The organism is Ruegeria sp. K11 (assembly GCF_056531905.1).
The window spans coordinates 134,841-156,403 of sequence record NZ_JBQFMP010000002.1 but is presented as its reverse complement, the minus strand read 5'-3'; the positions used below and the strand labels follow the sequence as shown (position 1 = coordinate 156,403).

The window sequence follows — 21,563 nt, the reverse complement described above, 5'->3', positions numbered from 1 at the left end:
AAACCATGGCGAAGATCAAACTGGCGTTAGTGTAATTTTTAAGAGTTTTCCGCGTTATGGAACAAATAGACAGAGTTAGGGCCCGGACCGATGCGTTGCAGGTTCTCGGCCTCGATCACAGCGCCACTGCGAACGACATTCGTGATGCCTGGCGCAAAATCGCATTTCACGGCCATCCCGATCACAAAAGCGGGGATTGCTCGGAGTTTTCCGAAGCAAAAACCGCCTATGACTTTTTGCGGAAAGAGGGGCTTACCCACAAAGCTCCTGAAACTGCGCCTTCGCCACGCCGCCCGCGTCTGAAAAAGCGTGTCATCGACATTGCCGCGGATGATATCGAAGCTTGCCGCACGCTGCTGGACCCGGACCTGGCGCTGTCGGATGACACGGGCAAGACAACTACACCCAAGAAGGGCAATTGCAGCCGAGATTCGGATCATATCCCCGAAGCCATTGGCTGCTTCGGACGCAACCTGACCTATTTCGTGCCAACGCCGGTATGTGAAGGCCCGAATCGGGTGGCTTTGCCCACGACGGTTTTGGCCAGCGACCGGCGGTCCGAAGCAGAGATACTTTCGTTCCAGTCCAAAAGCGCAGGCTCGGGCGAGATTGTCGTACCCGATGCCATCCGCGCGCGCCGGTTTCCTGGCGCCAAAAGCGTGAAAATCCGCTTTGACGCCGATCAGTTTGTCCGGGACGAATTCTGGCTGGCCAGCTGAGCAAAATTCAAACGCAAAAAACCCGGCCAGATTGGCCGGGTTTTGTTTTTCGCCAGCGGATTAGTTGCTGATCGGGCCTTTCGAGGTGAACTTTGGAATGACCGCAGTCGATGCCTTTGCGGGCTCGATACCCGGCCAGTTGCCTTCAGCCAGATTGATGTTGCCCGGGATATCTTCTTCGAAGAAGCCGACAACCACATCGGTGATGTTCAGATACAGCTTGTCGTCCACGATCCGCCACAGGTTCGGGTTTGCCGGGACCTTGCCGCCGCGCGAGACACCGTAGGCACAGTGCCCGTCATATTGCGGTGCGTAATAGGCCGGGTTCTCAAGGAACTTGTCGCGATTTTCTTCGGTCGAGAATGCCCAGGTCGATCCGTTGTACTCGGCCGTGATGTCGGAGCGACCCCGCACAGCGGCCGGTTGAGCCTTGCCCACAGGTGCCTGATCCAGACTGCGATATGCAACAACATCGTAGCCCGAGACGGCGAATCCGGTGCCATCGACATACTGGTCACCTGCAAAGGCGGGAACGGCCAGCGCCAGTGCTGCGGCGAAGGTCAGTGCAAAGCGTTTCATGTAATCGATCCTCATATCCATGCTGGTTTCGATGCACCCTGCGAAGGGGCTGACCAGAGAATAAGTGATTTTACCCCCGCGCGTAGGCCCCCTCGCGGCGCTGTGACATACAACCAGCAAACGTGAGGCAAATCCGGCGGAATGTTACAGTCTCGCCCTGTCATTCGGGGTTGGACTTTACGTTTTGCAATATTAGCTGTGATCTCAGCGGCCCAGCGCCATGGGAATTGAAAGAAAGGCACGAGATGAGCGACGACACCACCTATACCCCACCGAAGGTCTGGACCTGGGACAGCGAAAGCGGCGGACGTTTTGCCAATATCAACCGTCCGATTGCAGGGGCAACTCATGACAAAGACCTGCCTAAAGGCAAGCATCCACTGCAACTTTATTCCCTGGCCACACCCAATGGCGTCAAAGTCACCGTGATGCTCGAGGAGCTTCTTGCTTTGGGCCATGAAGATGCGGAATATGACGCTTGGCTGATCAATATCGGCGAAGGTGACCAGTTCAGTTCGGGCTTTGTCGAGGGCAATCCGAATTCCAAAATCCCGGCCTTGTGGGATCATTCGGGCGATACACCCACAAGGGTGTTTGAAAGCGCTTCGATCCTGTTCCACCTGGCAGAGAAGTTTGGGGCATTCTTACCCGAAAGCGGCCCCGAGCGGACCGAGGTGATGAACTGGGTCTTCTGGCAAATGGGCAGCGCACCCTATCTGGGCGGCGGGTTTGGGCATTTCTACGCCTATGCACCGGAAAAATGGGAATACCCGATCAACCGCTTTACCATGGAAACCAAGCGACAGTTGGACGTGCTGGACCGCGAACTGGCCGAAAAGACCTATATCGCGGGCGAAGATTATACCATCGCCGATATTGCGATCTGGCCCTGGTATGGTCAGTTGGTTCTGGGGCGCTTGTACGACGCCGCCGAGTTCCTGGACGTGGAAACCTACAAGAACGTCATGCGGTGGGCCAAAGCGATCGACGCCCGCCCTGCCGTCGGCCGTGGCCGAATGGTCAACCGCGCCTTTGGCGAACCCCATACACAACTGCACGAGCGCCACGACGCCAGCGATTTTGAACACCGCACGCAGGACAAGCTGGAACCAGCCGACTGAATAGATGGCCTTTCGTCGGTCCGGGGGCTACCTCAGGACCGGCGGCTTTGCCGGGTCCATACCCGGCGTCACGGGCTGTATCGCGGTTGGGGCGGGTTGCGGCAGATCGAACCGTAATCCGACCTTGGCCAAAAGTGCGGATGCCGGATCATCAGCATCGAAAAACCCGACATCCAGGGCCGCTGCCTCGATCCCCGAAAACGTCAGGGCTTCTGACACCGCCCGGGCCAGCGCGGGTTTCGCGGCCTCGACCGCTCCGACAAAGCCAAGCAGATGACCCTGCCCGCCTGCTGCGGATTTCGTCCCAACCAGAAAAGCAGCCGTCGCCAACCCGACCGCTGTCGCAAGTTTGGTGTCCAGTGCCTTAAGCAGCGTCTCAGGCAGGTCTGAGGGTGCGTGAAACTCCGAAAGCTTCTGCTGCACCTCTTCCGGTCCGTTTTGCAACGTGCTGGCCAACCAACCCAAAGCCTCGGCCGGGATCAGCATCGAGGATGGTGCAGCGTCCAGGTTCAGTCCCAAGCCGATCCCCTGCCCGGCCAACATAGATGACAGTACCCGGCCAGACAGCGCCACATATGGAACGGGGCGACCAGCGAACCGCGCCAACCGTTCCTCCAGATCAAAGGCCAGGACGAAACGTCCGTCCGCCACCTCGAACAGCTCAGGCGAAATGTTCTCGCCCTGTGCTTCTTCGGTCAGCATCAGGAACAGTTCGCTGTCTGCCAACCTTTCGAAGAACCGCAAGCGCGCGGCATCGTCCTGAGGCGCGGCCTCCATCGCGGCATGAGCTGTGTCCAGCGCCGTCGCTTCAGTCATTCATCACCTCTTGCACCCGCGCGCGCAGAACCGGCAAAAGATCGGCCTCGAACCACGGATTTTTCTTCAGCCAAGCCGTATTGCGCCATGACGGATGAGGCAAGGCAAAGACCCGCGGCGCATGGTCCCGCCAGCGGCTGACAGTCTCGGTCACCGACGTTTTTGCGCCCAGATGGTACTTGTGCGCATGCCCGCCGACCAACACGGTCAGCGGAACATCTCCGATCATGTCCATCACCTTGTCATGCCATGTCCGACCGCAGATCGGTGGCGGCGGCAAATCCGCCTTTCGTTCGTTATAGCCCGGAAAGCAGAAGGCCATCGGTACGATCGAGACCCGGGACCGATCATAAAACTGCGCCTCATCCAACCCTAACCAGTCCCGCAAACGGTCCCCGGAGGGATCAGTAAAGGGTCGCCCGGACTCGTGCACTCTGGCCCCCGGAGCCTGACCGGCAACCAGCACCCGGGCTCCGGGCTGAAACCAGACCACCGGACGCGGTTCATGTGCGGTGAAGGTTGTGGCGAATTTCTCGGAGCAAAGACGACAGGATTTGATTTCCTCGATCAGGGATGACATCGGATCCTTGGCCTTTCTCAATGGTTTGGGATCAAGATAAGGACCATTGAGTTCCGATCAAGAACCGCTTCTGCCTCCCGACGGGCAACACATCCGCGTGGCCTCACCCAATGTGCATTGATCATTTGTTTCATATTTCGACATAATGTGGCCAACAAAGACCGGTAGCACCAACAAATTCAAGCCGCCGCGAAACGAGATAAATACAGGCCGCGCATGCTGGAATTCGAAAACGTCAGCAAGTCTTTCTGGACCGGAAGTCGCCGCAAAGTGATTCTGGATCAGGTGTCGTTTCGCGTCGAACTGGGCACCTCGCTGGGAGTTCTGGCCCCCAATGGCACAGGCAAGACCACGCTGATCAACATGATGGCCGGGCTGGAAAAACCGGACGAAGGGGTGATCCGCCGCGATTGCCGCGTGTCCTTTCCCATGGGCTTTACCGGTGGTGTGGCCAAGCGTCTATCCGCGCTGGAAAACGCGCGTTACATCGCCAAGATCTATGGTATGGACCCGGATTATGTCGAAGCCTATTGCAAGTGGCTGTGCAATCTGGGCGAGTATTTCAATCAGCCGCTCGGCACCTATTCGTCAGGTATGCGCGGACGATTTACCTTTGCCCTGATGCTGGCGCTGGATTTCGACATGTATCTGATTGATGAAGGTATGCCCTCGTCAACCGATGTCGAATTCAATAAAAAAGCCGGTGCAATCCTGCAGGAAAGATTGCGCACCACAACGCTGGTCATCGTATCCCACAACCCGAAAGTGCTGGAAAAATTCGCGCGGCAGGCGGCGGTTCTGCTGGACGGGCATCTTTACATGTTTGAAACCTTGGAAGAGGCAAAACAGCTATATGACTACCAAACCCAAGGCTAGAAAATACAATCTCGGTGATGAGCCGCCAAGCGAAGGCACCGCCAAGGCCCGCTCCGAGGCGGTTGCGCGCATTCGGCGCGAAACTCAGGGCGTGGATGGCGGCAACAAACCGGGCGAAGAACTGGATGCGATCAAGCGCGAAGGGCTGACCGGTCGTCAATTGCGTGTGGCCCGAAGACTGGCCCAGAAAAACGGGTTGGCGGCGACCTCGGACTATGATGCCGTCCGACTGCTGCGAAAAAAGGGAATCGATCCGTTTCAGCGCTCGAACCTTCTGGAACTGGCGGCGAATGACACGCCCGAACAGGGCGAAGCCGCCCAGGCCAGGGACAGCGTCAGGACCCAATTGCCACTGCCCGCTGCGGATGTCTCGAAAAACCTGCCCGGCCCCGAGCTTAGCCCGGCACAGCGGCGCGAGTATGAGATCGGTCAGATCCAGAAAGACATTGCCAAACGTCGCCGCCGCAAGGTTCTGGCCTTGTTTGCCCGGCTTGCGGTCTTTGTAATCCTGCCGACGCTTGTTGTTGGTTACTATTTCTACCGCGTGGCAACGCCGATGTATGCCAGCGACTCCGCCTTCTCGATTCTACAGGCGGATGGTGGCGGGGCCTCGTTCGGCGGCCTGCTGGCAGGCACGCAATTTGCCACGGCGCAGGATTCGGTCGCCACGCAGGAGTTTCTGGAATCCAAGGACGCGCTGGAGCGACTGGAGCGGGACACTGGCTTTGCCGAGATTTTCAAGCAGGATTGGATCGACCCGATTCAGCGGCTATCCACCGATGCCAGCCTGGAAGAGACCCACAAGCTGTACAAACGCATGGTTACCATCGGATACGATCCAAGCGACGGAATCATCCGTATGGAGGTTGCGGCGCCCAGCCCCGAGATTGCGGTCGATTTTTCCAACAGGCTGATCTCGTACGCCGAAGAAACCATCAATGGTCTGACCGAATTGAAACGTGAAGATCAGATGCGGGACGCTCTGCAAAGCTTTGAGGCGGCGCAGGAGGAACGGCGCAAAGCCCAGGAGGCGTTGATTGAGCTACAGATGCAGGGCGCCGTTCTGGACCCGCAAAGCGTCATTGCCAGCCTGCGGGCGCGAATCGATCAATACGAAGTGGAGTTGCAAGACAAAGAACTGCAACTCGCAGCGCTTCTCGACAACCTGCGCCCGAACGAGGCCAAAGTCGAAGGTGTCCGCGCGGATATCCAACGGCTGGAAGTTGTCCTCGCCGAACTGAACTCTGAGATGTTGGATGCCTCGGCTGGCGAAAACTCGCTGGCCCGTCTGAGCGTGCGAATCCAGATGGCCCAGGCTGATCTGGCGGCCCGGGACATGATGCTGCAAACCGCAATGCAGCAAATGGAAACCACCCGGACCGAGGCCAACCGCAAAGTGCGCTATCTGACAGTATCAGTGAATCCTGTGCCCAGCGAAGATGCCAGTTATCCGCGCAAGTTCGAAAATACGATTTTGGCATTCCTGTTGTTTGCTGGTATCTACCTGTTGATCTCGCTTACCGCGTCGGTCCTTCGTGAACAGGTATCTTCGTAAGACATATGAAACATGTAAAAATCGCCGACTTGACCGTCGGCAACGACCTTCCGCTGACCATCATTGCCGGTCCCTGCCAACTGGAAACCGCCGATCATGCGCAGATGATCGCAGGCAAAATGAAAGAGGCCTGCGATGCCGCAGGCGCGCAATACGTTTTCAAAGCGTCATATGACAAGGCGAACCGGACTTCGTTGTCGGGCAAGCGGGGCATGGGACTCGATGCCGGGCTGAAGGTCCTGGACGACATTCGCAAAACAATGGGCATTCCGGTGCTGACCGATGTCCATACCGAGGCCCAATGCGCCATCGCCGCCGAGGCAGCTGACGTTCTCCAAATTCCGGCGTTTCTGTGCCGCCAGACGGATATGCTGCTGGCTGCAGGCAATTCGGGCGCTGTTGTCAACGTCAAGAAAGGGCAGTTTCTGGCCCCGTGGGAGATGCCCAACATCGTCACCAAGATCGAAAGCACGGGAAACCACAACATCCTGCTGACCGAGCGCGGCACCTCGTTTGGCTACAACACGCTGGTGGCCGATATGCGGTCGCTGCCGCAAATGGCCAAAACCGGCTATCCGGTGGTGATGGACGCCACGCATTCCGTGCAGCAACCCGGAGGTCAGGGTGGCTCGTCCGGCGGTCAACGTGAATTTGCTCCGGTGATGGCCCGCGCTGCGGTGTCGCTGGGCGTTGGGGCACTGTTTATTGAAACACATCAGGACCCGGACAATGCGCCGTCTGATGGGCCGAATATGATCCCAATCGGTGATATGCCCCATCTTATTGACACATTGATGCGCTTTGATGCGCTGGCCAAAGAGAATCCGATTCAAATTTAACGATTGAGATTTGTAATGATGAAACCCCTTCCCGAGGTGACCCCGAACACCTGGAGCTTTCTGCGCGACCCTATGATCAAGCCCACCGGGTTTCGTGAATATGACGCGCGTTGGAAATATCCTGATGAAATCAACCTGCCCGGCATGACCGCCCTTGGTCTGGGGCTGGGCACCCAGATGCGCAAACGCGGGATCGCCCCTGTGATCGCCGTGGGCAACGATTATCGCGACTATTCGCTGTCGATCAAAAACGCACTGATTGTCGGCCTGATGCAGGCGGGTATTCAGGTCAAGGATATTGGCCCCGCGCTCAGCCCGATGGCCTATTTCGCGCAGTTCCATCTGGATGTGCCAGCTGTGGCAATGGTGACCGCGAGCCATAACCCCAACGGCTGGACCGGCGTCAAAATGGGCTTTGACCGCCCTCTGACTCATGGTCCTGACGAGATGTCCGAACTGCGCGATATTGTGCTGAACGGCGAAGGCGTCGCCCGCACGGGTGGATCGTATGAGTTCGTCGATGGCGTAAAAGAGGCCTATATCGACGATCTGGTCGGCGATTTCAGAATGTCGCGCCCGCTCAAGGTCGTCTGTGCCACCGGAAACGGCACAGCATCCGCCTTCGCGCCCGAGATTTTCGAGCGCATGGGCGTCGAAGTTGTACCCAGCCATACTGAACTGGATTACACTTTTCCGCATTACAACCCGAACCCCGAAGCAATGGAAATGCTGCACGACATGGCCAATTCGGTCAAATCCAGCGGTGCCGATCTGGCGCTTGGGTTTGACGGCGATGGTGACCGCTGCGGCGTGGTGGATGACGAAGGCGAAGAGATTTTTGCGGACAAGGTTGGCGTCATCATGGCCCGTGATCTGGCCAAGCTGTATCCCGGCTCGACCTTTGTGGCGGACGTGAAATCCACTGGCCTGTTCGCCAGCGACCCGGATCTGCAAGCCAATGGGGTAAAGGCAGACTACTGGAAAACCGGTCACAGCCACATGAAGCGCCGGGTCAAAGAAATCGGTGCGCTGGCAGGATTTGAAAAATCCGGGCACTACTTCCTGGCCGAACCGATCGGGCGTGGCTACGATTGCGGTATGCGGGTCGCAGTTGAGATCTGCAAGCTAATGGATCGCAACCCGGATCAAAGCATGTCCGATCTGCGCAAGGCGCTGCCAAAAACCTGGTCGACACCGACGATGTCGCCCTATGCGTCTGATACCGAGAAATACGACATTCTCGGCCGTCTGGTGGACAAGCTGGTCGCCAAGGCCGATGCAGGCGAGACATTCGCGGGTCGCGCGATCAAAGAGGTCGTCACCGTCAACGGGGCGCGCGTCATCCTGGACAATGGAAGCTGGGGTTTGGTCCGGGCGTCTTCGAACACTCCGAATCTTGTGGTTGTATGCGAAAGCAGCGAAAGCGAGGGGGAAATGCGGGCGATCTTTGCCGATATCGACGCGGTGATCCGCACTGAACCCGGTGTCGGTGATTACGACCAGACCATCTGATCTTGCTTGCAGGGGCTGCAGTCTAGTGCAGCCCCACTGACGATCTCAATCCGCGCCCAAAAGCTTCAACAGGCTTTTCTTGGCCTCTTTCTCCAGCTTTTTCTTAAGTGCCTTTTCGGCGTCTTCGGTGCTTTCCACAGTGGTATCAAGTTCTTTCCCGACCTTCCTGAGCACCTTGTCCTTCGCGTCATCTTCAATCTCTTTCAGCTTGCCCTCGGCGGCAGCCTCGATGACCTTTGACAAATCCGGTTTGATCGACGGATTGCTCCACGGTCCTTTGATCTCAACCGGTACGGCGATGCCTTCGCCCGAATTTGCGCGCAGGGCGACAGGCGTAAACAGATAATCAATATCGCGCGCGCCCAATCCCACGCGCCCCTTGCCGTCGGCGCGGAAGTTGTCCAGTTGCATCAACAAGTCCCGGTTTCTCAGGTTCCCATCCTTGATGGTAAAACTCGCCGTCAGGCTGTTGAACACTGTGGTTCCCCCGGACAAAGCCCCGCGTCCCATCAACCGATCAAGATCAAAGCCAGATATCACGCCCTTTCCAACGTTGACCTTTCCTTTTCCGCTGAGCGACCGCATGATTTGATCCTCGGACTGGCCAACCCCCAGAAATTCGAATGCTCCGGACCCGGTTCCCGACAGCCTTTCGACACCGGCCAAATTCGTCAGTGCCTGTTGAATATTGATGTCATCTATCGCCAGCTTGCCGCCAACAGACAGGCCGTTGCGGTTATTCGCGACCACCTGCCCGTTCAACTGGCCCGAGAACAGAGTTGCCGGATGCATTTTCAGAACCGCGCGTGACCGGTCCAGTTCCAGCGTCAGATCGCTTGGGCCAAGGGTCAGTCCCGGCACCGCAATCGAGTTGGCTTGCAACCGGACCGTGCCATTGGCCAGTGACAGCGCCGAAGCGTCGATGGGGGCCTTGGACCATCCAGCGCTCTTTGACGAAGAACTGCGACTACCCTCGCCGTCGCCACCGCTGCCGGACCCTGCGGCGTGCGACAGATCAAGATCGCCCGCATTCACACGGGCGGTGATCCGGGGCACGCTGGCGATCTGAACATCCGCCTCACCCGTCAGGCGATTGTCGTCCAATTGAACTGTCATATCCCGCAGCGAGATCAGGCCATCCCGGGTGTAAGTCATGGCCCCGGTCACCTCGGCGGTGCGGCCCAACCCGTCCGGGACCGATATGTCGCCCTGACCGAAAGCTGTCAGCATCTTGTGTGTGTCTTGCGTGGACACCGTCATCTGCCCGTCCATCTCACCGATCAGGTTGACGCGGCCAGAAAACCGGACCGACCCACCTGGAGCCGTCAGGGTTGCCTCAAGCGGGGTGACCACGCCCGAGGCAAAAGCGGGAAGGTCGGGGATTGTCATATCCACATCCACCGCGCCACCGGACACCGGCATGTGGGCCTGCATCTCCATCGGGGCCGACACATCGGGCCAGCGCGCCGACAGGTCGACATTTGCGAAATCCATACTGGTTGCCCCGTCCTCAACGTAGATCAGGCGCGCGCGTGTCAGCTCAAGCTGATCCAAAGTGACAGTGGCGCTTTCCGTCTGAGACGACGCCGTCCCACCCGCCGCAGGTGCGGATGCAGACGAACCGGCGGCCGGGGTCATCTCCCAGTTTCCGCGGCCATCTGTCAGCTCCAGGCGCAGCACCGGGTCTTCGGCCACGATACGTTTGATTTTCAGATCACCCTGCATCAAGGCAGCGGCATCCACCCCAACGGCCAGGCTTTGGGCGCTCAGCATCGGCTCGGGTCCGGCCCAGGGCGCGTTGCCAAAGGTGACTGGGCCGGTTTCCATACCCAAGACGGGCCAGAAAGACAGGTTGACGTCGCCGGACAAGGTCAGCTCACGACCGGTTTGCGCCTTCACCTGCTCGGCAAGAATCGCGCCAAGCTTGTCGCCCGGCATCAACAGCAGCGCACCGATCACCAGACCAATCACTGCCACCACAACGAACAGGATACGTATCAACCACTTCATATTATGCCTGCGCCTTTCCGGCTTGAATGCTCTGATGCAAGTCAGCCCTGAGCGCACGGCATTTGCAAGGGAAAGCTTTCCCCTCTATATGCCGCGCCATGAGTACGAACCCGCCCAACCTTCGCCCCGACCTGGCCCCAGCGGCCCGGATTTCCGATACGCCCCGGCGCGGCCAGCCGACGCTGGGCATGGTGTCTTTGGGCTGCCCCAAAGCTCTGGTCGACAGTGAGCGGATCTTGACCCGCTTGCGTGCAGAAGGATACGGGATTTCGCCCGATTATGCAGGGGCCGATGCCGTGATCGTGAATACCTGCGGGTTTCTGGACAGCGCCAAGGCCGAGTCGCTTGAGGCCATCGGCGAAGCTCTGGTTGAAAACGGCAAGGTCATCGTAACCGGGTGTCTGGGGGCTGAACCCGACTATATCCGAGAGCATCATCCGCGCATTCTGGCAGTCACCGGCCCGCATCAATATGAACAGGTTCTGGACGCGGTGCATGCCGCCGTGCCACCCGATCCAAACCCGTTTGTCGATCTTCTACCCGCATCCGGTGTGAAGCTGACGCCGCGCCATTACAGCTATCTGAAAATCTCCGAAGGCTGTAACCACAAGTGCAAGTTCTGCATCATCCCCGACATGCGCGGCAAACTGGCCAGCCGTCCGGCCCATGCCATCCTGCGTGAAGCTGAGAAGCTGGTCGACAACGGCGTCCGCGAGTTGCTGGTGATCTCGCAAGACACCTCGGCCTATGGGTTGGACCGCAAATATGATGTGAACCCGTGGAAAGATCGCGAAGTGCGCAGCCATATCACCGACCTGGCGCGCGAGTTGGGGCAAATGGATGCCTGGGTCCGCCTGCACTACGTCTACCCCTACCCGCATGTGCGCGAGCTGATCCCCCTGATGGCCGATGCAGGCTGCAATGTTCTGCCCTATCTGGACATTCCCTTCCAGCACGCCCACACGGATGTTCTGAAACGCATGGCCCGCCCGGCCGCGGCAGCGCGGACACTGGACGAGATTGCCGCCTGGCGGGCAATCTGCCCGGATATCACGCTACGATCCACCTTCATCGTTGGTTATCCCGGAGAAACCGAGACCGAGTTCCAGACCCTGCTCGACTGGATGGATGAGGCACAGTTGGATCGGATCGGGTGCTTTCAATACGAAGACGTCAAAGGTGCGCGGTCAAATGACTTGCCCGACCATGTACCGGCCGAAGTCAAACAGGAGCGCTGGGAACGGTTCATGGAGAAAGCGCAGACGATCTCAGAAACAAAGCTGGCCGCCAAGGTCGGTCAGGCGCTGGATGTCATCGTGGACAGTGTCGACGACGAAGCCGCAACCTGCCGTACCAAGGCCGACGCACCCGAGATAGACGGCAACCTGTTCATCGACGAAGGGTTCGAAACCCTGAAACCCGGCGATATCGTCACGGTCGAGGTGGATGAGGCGAGCGATTATGATCTGTGGGGCACAATTGATCAGAAGTAGCCGAACAGACCGCAGCTGTCAGCTTTGACCCTATAAACGGGCGCTGAAAGGGCTTTTTACTTTAAGCACTCGAAGGGTGATCTCTGGTCGCCGCCTCATAGATTCTCAAATCCTGTTCGCAGACTTGATCCAACAAGCTTTTTACGTGTTGAGGTTGGTCATCGTATTTGGGATATCCCGCTTTTGGTGATTTTCGAAGATACTCGACTTCGACCGATAGACCCGTCTTTTCGGAAACCTTTTGAGCAAACTCCGACATGTTCGCTGTGTCCCCTATGACGTCAAAGCTCCGCAAATGTTCAATGGCTTTGGCAGTCCTCTTTCGTGCAATATCCTGAGAGGTATCGCTGCTCTCGCGCACAATCTGAGTGCTTCCGGTGAAAAAGCTGGCGTAACTTCCCCCGCTTCCTGCGCCCGCCATGCTCTCAAGCCATTCCTCTATGCTTACATCTATCCCGAAATGTTCGCGGTTTTTCTCTTTGTACCGATTGTAGTAGTACGCCGACAGTAACCGATCGATTGGATGGCGGATAAGCGTTAGAAAAACATCGTTGTCCTGTTTTGCCCGCACGGCGGCTTCGGAAAACGGGAAGTGGCCCGTATAAAGCGGGTACCTGTTTTGCATGAATGAATAAAAAAACACATGCTCACGGTGCAGCATCATAGATTGCTGCATGATGTCAGAGGCGGCCTTGCTGGCCTTTGTGTCCAAATGGAACTCTGCCTTATGTCGACGTGCCCCCGCCTTGATATAGGCTTTTCTAAGTGCCGCCCTAACGCTGGAACCCCCACACTTAGGAATATGAAAAAACACCGTACGCTTCAAAGCCGCTTTTTTCTTGGTGCCAAAAGACCAGCTCCCGGTGTTTTTCGGGGAAAGTTTTGAGAACACGATCTTGTCCACTTCCTGAATGATCTAACCCGACCAGTGCCAAACCGTTTTTGCGTATCGTGTACGTTTAACACGCTTACTGCTCGGCGCTGGAAATCGAGTGTTGCGTGCCCATTATATTGCCGCCTCAATCAAAACAACCACCCAAGCCACACCTGCCGCAATGGCGGTCAGGGCAACTGCGGCACTCGCGGCGTCTTTGGCCTGTCTGGCCAACTCACTACGTTCCGTCGACGTATGATCCACGGCCCGCTCAATGGCCGTGTTGAACAGCTCTGCAACCAGAACCAGGATTCCCAGGACCAGAATCAAGACACGCAAAACCGGCTCGACTGGTAACAGAATCACCAGTATCGCCGAGATCAGATTGGCCCAGGCCCAGACGCGAAAGGAGTATTCCTGCCTCCATGTGGCCATCAGGCCTTGCCAGCTCCAGCGGGTGCGATCTCTCAGTCGGGTAAAGAAATTACGCATGTGGTCTCCTGTCTCGGGCGGTTGAGAAAGGCACGTTCCCGACCTGCTGCCGAAACGCAAGAAAAAACCGCCCAAAAGGCGGTCTTCCCTATCGAAGGCAGGTCAGCCCCGCAAAGGGACCGACCTTGAGAATTGTTATTGCGTGACCGGATTACACACGGTCTGGCCGGCCTCGGTCGTTGCCAGTTCATAGCCCGCCGCGCAGCTTGGCGTGCCGAATTTGTCATAGTCCGGCTGAATGAATACCGGGGTAGGCTCTTCCTGCTGCGAGCAGGCGGTCAATACAACGGCGGTGGCGCAGATAGCAGCGAATTTCAGCTTCATGTCCTTCAGTCCTTTATTACTTTTCTGATATTGCCCAGTTTTTCGGGGCCAGTCTCAGGATAAGACCAAGATTGCGGTCTGGCAACCAAGTTGATCACAAATCTGTGAGCAAAGGCAAAGCGCTGCCAGTTGGACTATCCTGTTGCGCGTCCTTTCCTTTCAGCGGCAAAACTCTAATTTGCCAGCTAAGACCAGCCACAGACGGAGAAGCCAGATGTCAGACGCGCCTATTATTGCCCAGAAAACCCCGTATCCGGTCGAAGTCACCGAGGGTAAAAGCTATTTCTGGTGCGCCTGCGGAAAATCCCAACGCCAACCGTTCTGCGATGGTTCTCATAAAGGAACCGGGTTCGAGCCTGTGAAATACACCGCCGAGACCGACAAGAAGGTGTTCTTTTGTGGATGCAAACACAGCGCGACCCCGCCGCTGTGTGATGGGTCACACGCGAAACTGTAGTACAATCACATCAATGCGTTGAGGGTTTCGGCATTGGCGCAAAATGCCGGAGCCTCTTGCGGCTTGACCTGCTGCGTTGCCAGCCAGGCCTGACATTTGTCGCAGCAATGCGCTGCGCGACAATGCGTGACCATATGGGCATAATCCTCGGCGGATAGCTTACCTTCGGCCATGGCTTCGGTCAGGGAAACGCCTAGACACCGGGCCACCGACCGCGTTAACCAGAAGTGCTTTTCAATCTCTCCCAAAACATCTTTTGGCATCAGTTCACCTTTGTGCGTTTTGTCTTGAGCTTTGCAAACCGGGCACGGTTGCAACAGAGCTTTGGCGCGGCCTCGGCAACGTCGTTTTCGTCCAGCCAGTCCGGGCAGGAACTGGCCCACTCACATCCGCGGCAATACTGGATCATTTCGGCCCATTCCTCTTGGCTCAGCTGACCGGAACGATGTGCATCGACGATATCCGCCCCGGTCGCCCGGCCCATGCGCAAAACCAGCCGCAGATGTGTCATGATCTGTCCAAGTTGCTGCATGGTGCCATTACTCCTACGGTGCAAGCCGTTTCAACAAGTCCTGATTCCGACAGTATTCCGGGGTGTGTTCGACCCTTTCGTTCTGTGCCAGAAAGTTTTCGCAATGGCCGGGATTCGGACAGTCAACGCAGCGCAGAACCGCATCCGAGATTTCGTCAAACCGCAAAGAGCCCGTAATTGTAGCCTCCTGCAGGTCTACACCCAGCGTCTCGGCCATCCGATCCATAAGAGCCGCATGGCGGCGCAGTGTTTCACGATCTGTCATCAGGCATCCTCTCCCATTGGCGCTTGGGATGGACGCTAGCGTATTTCAGGATTCAAGCCCTTGATGCAGGTCAATCCGCCCCGGACAGGTGATCCAGGTAGGCGCGAGTGGCGTCCTGAACCCGTCGGAACCGGTCTCCACCCAACTTCTTGCCGCCATACCATCGCGTCACGATGACCACGTGATCTGACAGACCCGCGCGTTCCATCATCCGCAGAATGACCATGGCCGCCCCGGATTCGCCGTCATCCGCCTTGAGAGCGCCTGTTGGCAGGATGGCCGCCCAGGTGTTGTGTGTCGCCTTGGCATAAGCTTTTTCGGATTTCAGCGCGTCAAGCACCACATTAATATCATTGCGGCTGCGCACCGGAGCCCCCGAAACAGCATATTTTGAGCCCCGATCGCTCAGCACCACGCCCAAACGGGTGAGCTGTGTCATCGGGTCAGTCCCAGCCGGGACGCGGTTTGCAAGACAATCTCGACCCGCTGCGCATTGGGCGGGTGCGAGGCCAGGAAACGATCCCCCGGATCCGGGATACGCTGAAAGAACTCCAGCCCGATCAATGGGCTGTATCCGGCCACATTTGTGATGATTGTTCCCAGCTCATCCGCTTCCAGCTCGAACTGCTTGGAATAGGTTTGCACGCCGACCTCGGCCCCAAGAGCTTGTGCGCGTTCGATCCCTGCGGAATCCTCCCCCTGTTCGCGGGCCAGCTCACCAAAGATGCGCGCGCTTTCGCTGGCATTGTCCGCCTGACGTGCGATATGCCCCAGAATGTGATGCGCAGCCTCATGGCTCATGACAAAGGCAAGCTCATCCGCATTTTGCGCCGTTTGGATCATCGGTTGCGTGAAGATGATCAAGGGTCGCCCGTTCTTGTCCAGGGTCTGAAACGCATTCGCGGGCGCGCGTGGGTTCAGATCCACGAGAATGACAAAGTCGCAATTGGACGTTTTGCTCCGGCGGCGGCATTCCGCGCTGGCGGCAGGTCCGACGGCGCGGCTGACGTCTTCGAAGGTTTTTGCGGTGGGTTGCAATCCGGTTGAACCCGGCTCCCATTTGGCGGCCGGAACGGCAATTACCGAGGCGGAGTCACATGCCGCCAGAAGCAAAACCAGAAACAGGGCAAGACCACGCATTCCAATTCCTTTCCGCAAGTCCGGCAGCACATCAACATAACCCGGCAAATTCACCGCGACCACAGCCGAATGCACGTTCCATGGGTTGCAATACCCTCTGCAGCCGGTCACTCTGATCACATGTTTTCGATTGAGCACGAATTTGACTCGACGGTCATCACATTGGTGGATGAGGGCCAGAAACCCCTGCAAGAAGATATTGTGATCAATAGCTTCGCCGAATGTGTCACGATTGAGCAATGGGACCCGCGCACCGACACGATGCAGAAGATCACCCTCTCACCCGAGCAGGTGCGCGATCTGGCGGCCGCACTGGATTTGCCCGAGGGTGTTTATCAAATTCGCGAGACTGACCCGGACGGCTCCTGACGCCCCCCTTATACCAAAGTGGCGCCCGCCCGGAAACCACGTTGGTGTCATATTGGAAATCAACCCTCTCGCATTCCGTTTGCCCTTGAAACTCAGCCTCCTCTGACCGACATACACCTATGCCCATGTGAAGGAAGTTAACATATGTCCCTGAAAAGCCCTGCCGCGTTGGAATTTCTGCAGAACCGGCGCTCGCGTCCGGCAAAGACCCTTGTGGCACCCGCGCCCGGGCGCGAGGACCTGCTGCCGCTGTTGACCGCCGCTGCACGCAGCCCGGATCACGGCAAGCTGGAGCCGTGGCGGTTCATCGTGATCGAAAAAGGCGCAATGCGCAGACTATCGGAGTTGACACAGACCCGAGGGCAGGCCCTGGGCAGAACACCGGAAGAGCTTGCCAAAGACCGCAGCCAGTTCGACATGGGTCATCTGGCCGTTGCGGTGATCGAGGTTCAAAAGCCGTCCCCCAAGGTTCCGGCCATCGAACAAACCTATTCTGCCGGAGCTGTATGTCTGGCCTTACTGAACGCGGCACTGGCAGCGGGATGGGGGGCCAACTGGCTGTCCGGCTGGCAATCCCATGACCCGGAATTTGGCAAGACAGCATTCGGATTGGCCGAAAACGAACGAATCGCGGGCTTTATCCATATCGCGACCGAAGGTGTCGCGCCGCCTGAACGCCCCCGGCCCGATATTGCGGCGCTGACCGAATGGGTCAGTGAATGATCATCCTGAATGCCTTTTTCGCGGCGCTGGGCCAGGTCGGAGATCCCAGATTCCGCGCGGTTTTGCTGCGCGGTGTCGGCTTCACGATCCTTCTGCTGGTCGTGGCCTGTGCCGCAGCGATCTGGCTGATCAACCGGCTGTCGGGAAACGAGATTTCGCTGCCTTTTGTGGGCGCTGTTCCGTGGCTGAACGATGTCCTCAACTATTCGGGCATCTTTCTGGTGCTGATCCTGCCGGTTTTTTTGATGGTACCTGTGGCGTCTGCCATCACCTCGATGTTTCTCGATGAGGTCGCGCAAGCGGTCGAAGACCGGCATTATCCCGCGTTGCCCGGTGTTCCGGGCATTCCCTTCAGCGACGGGCTGCGGGATGCGATCGGCTTTATGGGCGTGTTGATCGCCGCCAACCTCTGCGCGTTGGTCCTCTATGCGATCTTCACACCTCTTGCGCCGTTTATCTTCTGGGCGATGAACGGGTTTCTGCTGGGCCGCGAGTATTTCACACTGGCCGCCATGCGCCGTATCGGACGGGACGCGGCCCGCAAGCTGCGGGCAAAGCACTCAGGAACCATATGGCTGGCTGGCACGCTGATGGCGATCCCTTTGTCCGTGCCTCTGGTGAACCTAGTGATCCCGATCATCGGGGCCGCAACCTTCACCCATATCTATCACAAATTGTCCGCGCCCTGAGCATCATTCGCGCGGTGGCAACTGGTTGAGCCAGTCGAAATCCCGTACCGAGATCACACCGGAAATAATGATGCCCGCGATGATGGCCCAAAGCACAACGGTAATGCCGGTGGTGATCCAGAGCTTTTTCTTCATGTGATGCACTTCCGGCGCACCGGCATGGGTGCCCGGAACGATCTCGCCCAGATCGCCTTGAGTCTTGATGCGCACCGGCAAGACGACCAGCAGAGTCAGAAACCAGATAACCGCAAATAGAACCAGACCGGCGGTGATCGTCATGACAGCCCCTCCGCGTTCAGACCTGTTCCAGTTCGACCAGGCAACCGTTGAAGTCTTTGGGATGGAGGAACAAAACGGGTTTCCCGTGCGCGCCAATCTTGGGTTCGCCAGATCCCAAAACCCGTGCACCGGTTTCTTTCAGGTGATCACGCGCGGCGATGATATCCTCGACCTCATAGCACACGTGATGAATCCCGCCCGAAGGGTTTTTCTCCAGAAATCCGTTGATCGGACTGTCATCGCCCAGCGGATACAGCAGTTCGATCTTGGTGTTTGGCAGTTCGATGAACACCACTGTTACACCATGATCAGGTTCATCCTGCGGCGCACCAACCTTGGCCCCCAGCGCGGTTTGGTATTGCGCGGATGCGGCCTCAAGATCTGGAACTGCGATGGCAACATGGTTCAGGCGACCGATCATGGAACTCTCCTTTGTTCTGCGCTGCAGCGGTTATGGGGTCAGTTTGCACAAAGGACAAGTGCGCCAAATCGTCGTTAACGCGGTGTTAGCCAGATGTTCCTAGCGTGAGGCATCTGCTGAATAGGAGCTCTGCCATGGACGATTCGGGACCGTTTTCCCCCGCGCCACCCGTTGCGACAAAACTGCGCCCCCTGCTGGGCCAGACCATTCTCGTTGTGGAAGACAGCCGGTATGCTTGCGATGCAATCCGGTTGATGTGCCTTCACAGCGGCGCGCGCATTCGCCGGGCAGATTGCCTGGCATCGGCGCGCAGGCATCTGCAGATTTACCGCCCATCCGTCCTTATCGTTGATCTGGGCCTACCCGATGGATCGGGTGCCGATCTGATCGGTGAACTGTCCGAAGCCACCCCCCGGATCGAGGTCATTCTTGGCCTTTCAGGCGACGACGACGCCCGGGAGGAAGCTCTTTTTGCCGGTGCGGACGGGTTTCTGGCCAAACCCCTGACCTCATTGTCCTACTTTCAGACATCCATCCTGGAACTGCTGCCCGAGGATCGCCGCCCCGGCGGGTTGGACACAGTACGCGACGAAACCATCAACCCCGACCCACTGGCCTATCAGGACGACATGGCCCATATCGCGGATGTTCTGGCTGGCCCGACGATTCCCCGCAGCCTGGACTATGCCGTCCAATTCTTGAGCGGTGTCGCTCGGGACGCTCAGGACGGCACCCTTGCCGAAGCCGTGCGACAACTGGCCCACTCGCGTGCTCGGGGGGCACCGGTCACGGCACAGGCCGCGCGTTTAGCCGGGTTGGTACAGAACCGGTTGGAACGGCAAGAGGCGATCTGAAATGGTCATTGCCTACTTTGTCACCGCTTCCGTTCTGTGCGTCTGGTGTTATCGCCAGACCCGCCACGCCGCCAAAGCGATCCGCGTCAGGCGCCACAAGACGACAGAGTTTTGGGATTAGCACAGCCGCGCACTGTTGCGCCGACCGACATGTCGACACGGATCGGTGGAACACCCGCAAATGAAAATCGCCCGCGCAATGCGGGCGATACAGCATCAGTCCTGAGGGATGAGCCGAAGCCCCAGTTCCATCAACTGATCCGAGGTCGGATCAGAAGGCGCGTCCATCATCAGATCCTCGGCGCGCTGGTTCATGGGGAACATCATGACCTCGCGGATGTTGGCCTCATCCGCCAACAGCATTACGATGCGGTCAATACCCGCTGCACAGCCACCATGCGGCGGCGCGCCATAATGGAAGGCATTGAACAGGGCTCCAAAGCGGGATTTCACCTCATCCGCGCCATAGCCTGCCAGTTCAAACGCTTTAAGCATGATTTCGGGTTTGTGGTTCCGGATCGCACCCGAGACCAACTCGTACCCATTGCAGGCCAGGTCGTACTGATATCCGCGCACGTCCAGCGGATTGCCGTTCAGCGCCTCCATCCCACCTTGCGGCATCGAGAACGGGTTGTGTTCAAAGTCAATCGCGCCAGTTTCTTCGTCCTGCTCATAGATCGGGAAATCCACGATCCAGGCGAAGGCAAAGCGATCTTTTTCGGTGAGGCCAAGTTCTTCGCCGATCACATCCCGCGCCTTACCGGCGACCTTTTCAAAGGCTTTTGGCTTGCCACCCAGGAAAAACGCCGCATCGCCAACGCCCAGCCCCAGTTGCTGACGGATCGCTTCGGTCCGCTCAAGCCCGATGTTCTTGGCCAACGGCCCGGCGGCCTCCATCCCCTGCCCCTGATCGCGCCAGAAGATGTAACCCATGCCGGGCAGGCCTTCTTTCTGGGCGAATGCGTTCATGCGGTCGCAGAACTTACGGCTGCCACCGCTTGGCGCGGGGATCGCGCGAATTTCGGTGCCGTCCTGCTCCAACAGCTTCGCGAAAATCGCGAAGCCAGAATCGCGGAAGTGGTCGGAGACCACTTGCATTTTAATAGGGTTCCGCAGATCGGGCTTGTCAGTACCATACCAAAGGGCCGAGTCTTTGTATGATATCTGCGGCCACTCCTGATCGACTTTCCGGCCACCGCCGAATTCCTCGAACACACCGGTCAGAACGGGCTGGATTGTGTCGAACACGTCCTGCTGCTCGACAAACGACATCTCAAGGTCAAGCTGGTAGAAATCGGTGGGCGAGCGGTCAGCGCGCGGGTCTTCGTCGCGGAAACAGGGCGCGATCTGGAAATACTTGTCAAAGCCCGACACCATGATCAGCTGTTTGAACTGCTGCGGGGCCTGCGGCAGCGCATAGAACTTGCCCGGGTGCAGACGCGAGGGCACCAGAAAGTCACGCGCGCCTTCGGGCGACGAGGCTGTGATGATCGGCGTCTGATATTCGCGGAAACCCTGACCCCACATGCGTCGGCGCATCGAGGCCACAACGTCCGAGCGCAGGGTCATGTTCTGCTGCATCGCCTCGCGGCGCAGGTCCAGATAGCGATAGCGCAGGCGGGTTTCCTCGGGATATTCCTGATCGCCGAACACCATCAGCGGCAGTTCATCGGACGCGCCCAGCACCTCCAACTCACGCACGTAAACCTCAATCTCGCCGGTGGGCAGTTTCGGGTTCACCAGATCTGCGTCACGGGCTTTGACAGTACCGTCGATGCGGATGCACCACTCGGATCGCACCTTCTCCAATTCGGCAAAGGCGGCGCTGTCACCATCGCACAGCACCTGCGTCACGCCGAAATGGTCACGCAGGTCGATGAACAATACGCCGCCGTGGTCGCGGACCCGATGCACCCAACCCGACAGGCGGACGGTTTCACCGACATTGGCGGCGGTCAAGGCGGCGCAGGTGTGGCTGCGATAGGCGTGCATCGGTTATATCCCTTCGGGCGCAGAATTCATCGCGCCGATACACCCCGTCAGG

Annotated in this window: 27 protein-coding genes; 12 read left to right on the top strand and 15 right to left on the bottom strand. The window is 58.0% G+C overall.

Going from position 1 to position 21,563, the window contains the following annotated elements; all coding sequences use genetic code 11:
* Positions 1-56 precede the first annotated feature (56 nt).
* Positions 57-719, top strand: a complete 663-nt coding sequence (locus tag ACR0K4_RS03570) for a J domain-containing protein (RefSeq protein WP_480521420.1) — start codon at positions 57-59, stop codon at positions 717-719.
* 60 nt (positions 720-779) lie between these two features.
* Here the strand turns inward: ACR0K4_RS03570 and ACR0K4_RS03565 are convergent, their stop codons facing one another.
* Entirely contained in the window at positions 780-1,298 is a 519-nt protein-coding gene (locus ACR0K4_RS03565; protein ID WP_480521422.1) for a YHS domain-containing (seleno)protein, read from the bottom strand.
* Positions 1,299-1,543: 245 nt separating this feature from the next.
* Between ACR0K4_RS03565 and yghU the strand changes: the two genes are divergently transcribed.
* Entirely contained in the window at positions 1,544-2,419 is an 876-nt protein-coding gene (yghU, locus tag ACR0K4_RS03560; RefSeq protein ID WP_480852837.1) for a glutathione-dependent disulfide-bond oxidoreductase, read from the top strand.
* A 27-nt stretch (positions 2,420-2,446) separates the two neighbouring features.
* On the opposite strand, the gene ACR0K4_RS03555 is transcribed toward yghU, so the two are convergent.
* Entirely contained in the window at positions 2,447-3,235 is a 789-nt protein-coding gene (locus ACR0K4_RS03555) for an SseB family protein (protein ID WP_480852836.1), read from the bottom strand.
* Entirely contained in the window at positions 3,228-3,815 is a 588-nt protein-coding gene (locus tag ACR0K4_RS03550; protein WP_480852835.1) for a uracil-DNA glycosylase family protein, read from the bottom strand. Before ACR0K4_RS03550 ends, ACR0K4_RS03555 begins: the two co-directional genes overlap by 8 nt.
* 216 nt (positions 3,816-4,031) lie before the next feature.
* On the opposite strand from ACR0K4_RS03550, the gene ACR0K4_RS03545 reads away from it, so the two are divergent.
* The 4 genes from ACR0K4_RS03545 to ACR0K4_RS03530 are packed head-to-tail and all read left to right on the top strand — an operon-like array spanning position 4,032 to position 8,597.
* Positions 4,032-4,691: an ABC transporter ATP-binding protein gene (locus tag ACR0K4_RS03545; protein WP_480852834.1), complete on the top strand. Its 660-nt coding sequence runs from the start codon at positions 4,032-4,034 to the stop codon at positions 4,689-4,691.
* Positions 4,669-6,246 (top strand): KpsE/RkpR family capsule polysaccharide export protein, encoded by a 1,578-nt coding sequence (locus ACR0K4_RS03540; RefSeq protein ID WP_480852833.1) that lies wholly within the window; start codon positions 4,669-4,671, stop codon positions 6,244-6,246. The genes ACR0K4_RS03545 and ACR0K4_RS03540 overlap by 23 nt, the downstream gene beginning before the upstream one ends.
* Positions 6,247-6,251: 5 nt before the next feature.
* Positions 6,252-7,085, top strand: coding sequence for a 3-deoxy-8-phosphooctulonate synthase (gene kdsA / locus ACR0K4_RS03535; protein ID WP_480852832.1), 834 nt, complete (start codon positions 6,252-6,254; stop codon positions 7,083-7,085).
* 15 nt (positions 7,086-7,100) lie between these two features.
* Positions 7,101-8,597: a phosphomannomutase/phosphoglucomutase gene (locus tag ACR0K4_RS03530; RefSeq protein ID WP_480852831.1), complete on the top strand. Its 1,497-nt coding sequence runs from the start codon at positions 7,101-7,103 to the stop codon at positions 8,595-8,597.
* Positions 8,598-8,642: 45 nt separating this feature from the next.
* Here the strand turns inward: ACR0K4_RS03530 and ACR0K4_RS03525 are convergent, their stop codons facing one another.
* The gene (locus tag ACR0K4_RS03525; RefSeq protein WP_480852830.1) at positions 8,643-10,607 is read right to left on the bottom strand and encodes an AsmA family protein; all 1,965 of its coding nucleotides are present in this window, start codon (positions 10,605-10,607) and stop codon (positions 8,643-8,645) included.
* 98 nt (positions 10,608-10,705) lie between these two features.
* Between ACR0K4_RS03525 and rimO the strand changes: the two genes are divergently transcribed.
* Positions 10,706-12,100 carry a 30S ribosomal protein S12 methylthiotransferase RimO gene (gene rimO, locus ACR0K4_RS03520; RefSeq protein WP_480852829.1) on the top strand — a complete coding sequence of 465 codons (1,395 nt, stop codon included), beginning with the start codon at positions 10,706-10,708 and terminating at the stop codon, positions 12,098-12,100.
* Between the two features lie 61 nt (positions 12,101-12,161).
* On the opposite strand, the gene ACR0K4_RS03515 is transcribed toward rimO, so the two are convergent.
* From ACR0K4_RS03515 to ACR0K4_RS03505, 3 genes are all read right to left on the bottom strand, one after another.
* Positions 12,162-12,992 (bottom strand): sulfotransferase family 2 domain-containing protein, encoded by an 831-nt coding sequence (locus ACR0K4_RS03515; protein WP_480852828.1) that lies wholly within the window; start codon positions 12,990-12,992, stop codon positions 12,162-12,164.
* 114 nt (positions 12,993-13,106) lie between these two features.
* Positions 13,107-13,466, bottom strand: a complete 360-nt coding sequence (locus ACR0K4_RS03510) for a diacylglycerol kinase (protein ID WP_480852827.1) — start codon at positions 13,464-13,466, stop codon at positions 13,107-13,109.
* 135 nt (positions 13,467-13,601) lie between these two features.
* Complete coding sequence (locus tag ACR0K4_RS03505) at positions 13,602-13,790, bottom strand: hypothetical protein (protein ID WP_480521446.1); 189 nt, start codon at positions 13,788-13,790, stop codon at positions 13,602-13,604.
* Between the two features lie 214 nt (positions 13,791-14,004).
* On the opposite strand from ACR0K4_RS03505, the gene ACR0K4_RS03500 reads away from it, so the two are divergent.
* Positions 14,005-14,247 carry a CDGSH iron-sulfur domain-containing protein gene (locus tag ACR0K4_RS03500; RefSeq protein WP_480521448.1) on the top strand — a complete coding sequence of 81 codons (243 nt, stop codon included), beginning with the start codon at positions 14,005-14,007 and terminating at the stop codon, positions 14,245-14,247.
* Between the two features lie 5 nt (positions 14,248-14,252).
* Here the strand turns inward: ACR0K4_RS03500 and ACR0K4_RS03495 are convergent, their stop codons facing one another.
* The 5 genes from ACR0K4_RS03495 to ACR0K4_RS03475 form a co-directional block, all read right to left on the bottom strand.
* Positions 14,253-14,510 carry a DUF6455 family protein gene (locus ACR0K4_RS03495; RefSeq protein WP_480852826.1) on the bottom strand — a complete coding sequence of 86 codons (258 nt, stop codon included), beginning with the start codon at positions 14,508-14,510 and terminating at the stop codon, positions 14,253-14,255.
* Positions 14,510-14,779 (bottom strand): DUF6455 family protein, encoded by a 270-nt coding sequence (locus ACR0K4_RS03490; RefSeq protein WP_480521452.1) that lies wholly within the window; start codon positions 14,777-14,779, stop codon positions 14,510-14,512. The genes ACR0K4_RS03495 and ACR0K4_RS03490 overlap by 1 nt, the downstream gene beginning before the upstream one ends.
* A gap of 13 nt (positions 14,780-14,792) precedes the next feature.
* Positions 14,793-15,044 (bottom strand): DUF6455 family protein, encoded by a 252-nt coding sequence (locus ACR0K4_RS03485; RefSeq protein WP_480852825.1) that lies wholly within the window; start codon positions 15,042-15,044, stop codon positions 14,793-14,795.
* Positions 15,045-15,114: 70 nt separating this feature from the next.
* The gene (locus ACR0K4_RS03480) at positions 15,115-15,483 is read right to left on the bottom strand and encodes a YigZ family protein (protein WP_480852824.1); all 369 of its coding nucleotides are present in this window, start codon (positions 15,481-15,483) and stop codon (positions 15,115-15,117) included.
* Positions 15,480-16,184 (bottom strand): M48 family metallopeptidase, encoded by a 705-nt coding sequence (locus tag ACR0K4_RS03475; protein ID WP_480852823.1) that lies wholly within the window; start codon positions 16,182-16,184, stop codon positions 15,480-15,482. The genes ACR0K4_RS03480 and ACR0K4_RS03475 overlap by 4 nt, the downstream gene beginning before the upstream one ends.
* 120 nt (positions 16,185-16,304) lie before the next feature.
* Here ACR0K4_RS03475 and ACR0K4_RS03470 point away from each other — a divergent pair, with 120 nt between their 5' ends.
* From ACR0K4_RS03470 to ACR0K4_RS03460, 3 genes are all read left to right on the top strand, one after another.
* Entirely contained in the window at positions 16,305-16,553 is a 249-nt protein-coding gene (locus ACR0K4_RS03470; RefSeq protein WP_480521460.1) for a hypothetical protein, read from the top strand.
* Between the two features lie 144 nt (positions 16,554-16,697).
* On the top strand, positions 16,698-17,276 hold the full coding sequence (locus tag ACR0K4_RS03465; RefSeq protein WP_480852822.1) for a nitroreductase family protein: 579 nt from the start codon (positions 16,698-16,700) through the stop codon (positions 17,274-17,276).
* Positions 17,273-17,965 carry an EI24 domain-containing protein gene (locus ACR0K4_RS03460; RefSeq protein ID WP_480521464.1) on the top strand — a complete coding sequence of 231 codons (693 nt, stop codon included), beginning with the start codon at positions 17,273-17,275 and terminating at the stop codon, positions 17,963-17,965. Before ACR0K4_RS03465 ends, ACR0K4_RS03460 begins: the two co-directional genes overlap by 4 nt.
* 3 nt (positions 17,966-17,968) lie before the next feature.
* Here ACR0K4_RS03460 and ACR0K4_RS03455 read toward each other — a convergent pair whose 3' ends face one another.
* Positions 17,969-18,244 (bottom strand): DUF1467 family protein, encoded by a 276-nt coding sequence (locus ACR0K4_RS03455; protein WP_480852821.1) that lies wholly within the window; start codon positions 18,242-18,244, stop codon positions 17,969-17,971.
* 16 nt (positions 18,245-18,260) lie between these two features.
* The gene (gene mce / locus ACR0K4_RS03450) at positions 18,261-18,665 is read right to left on the bottom strand and encodes a methylmalonyl-CoA epimerase (protein ID WP_480521468.1); all 405 of its coding nucleotides are present in this window, start codon (positions 18,663-18,665) and stop codon (positions 18,261-18,263) included.
* 134 nt (positions 18,666-18,799) lie between these two features.
* Between mce and ACR0K4_RS03445 the strand changes: the two genes are divergently transcribed.
* A complete protein-coding gene (locus tag ACR0K4_RS03445; protein ID WP_480521470.1) occupies positions 18,800-19,519 on the top strand; it encodes a response regulator in 720 nt (239 codons plus the stop codon).
* A 216-nt stretch (positions 19,520-19,735) separates the two neighbouring features.
* Here ACR0K4_RS03445 and aspS read toward each other — a convergent pair whose 3' ends face one another.
* Positions 19,736-21,511 carry an aspartate--tRNA ligase gene (gene aspS, locus ACR0K4_RS03440; RefSeq protein ID WP_480852820.1) on the bottom strand — a complete coding sequence of 592 codons (1,776 nt, stop codon included), beginning with the start codon at positions 21,509-21,511 and terminating at the stop codon, positions 19,736-19,738.
* Positions 21,512-21,563 lie beyond the last annotated feature (52 nt).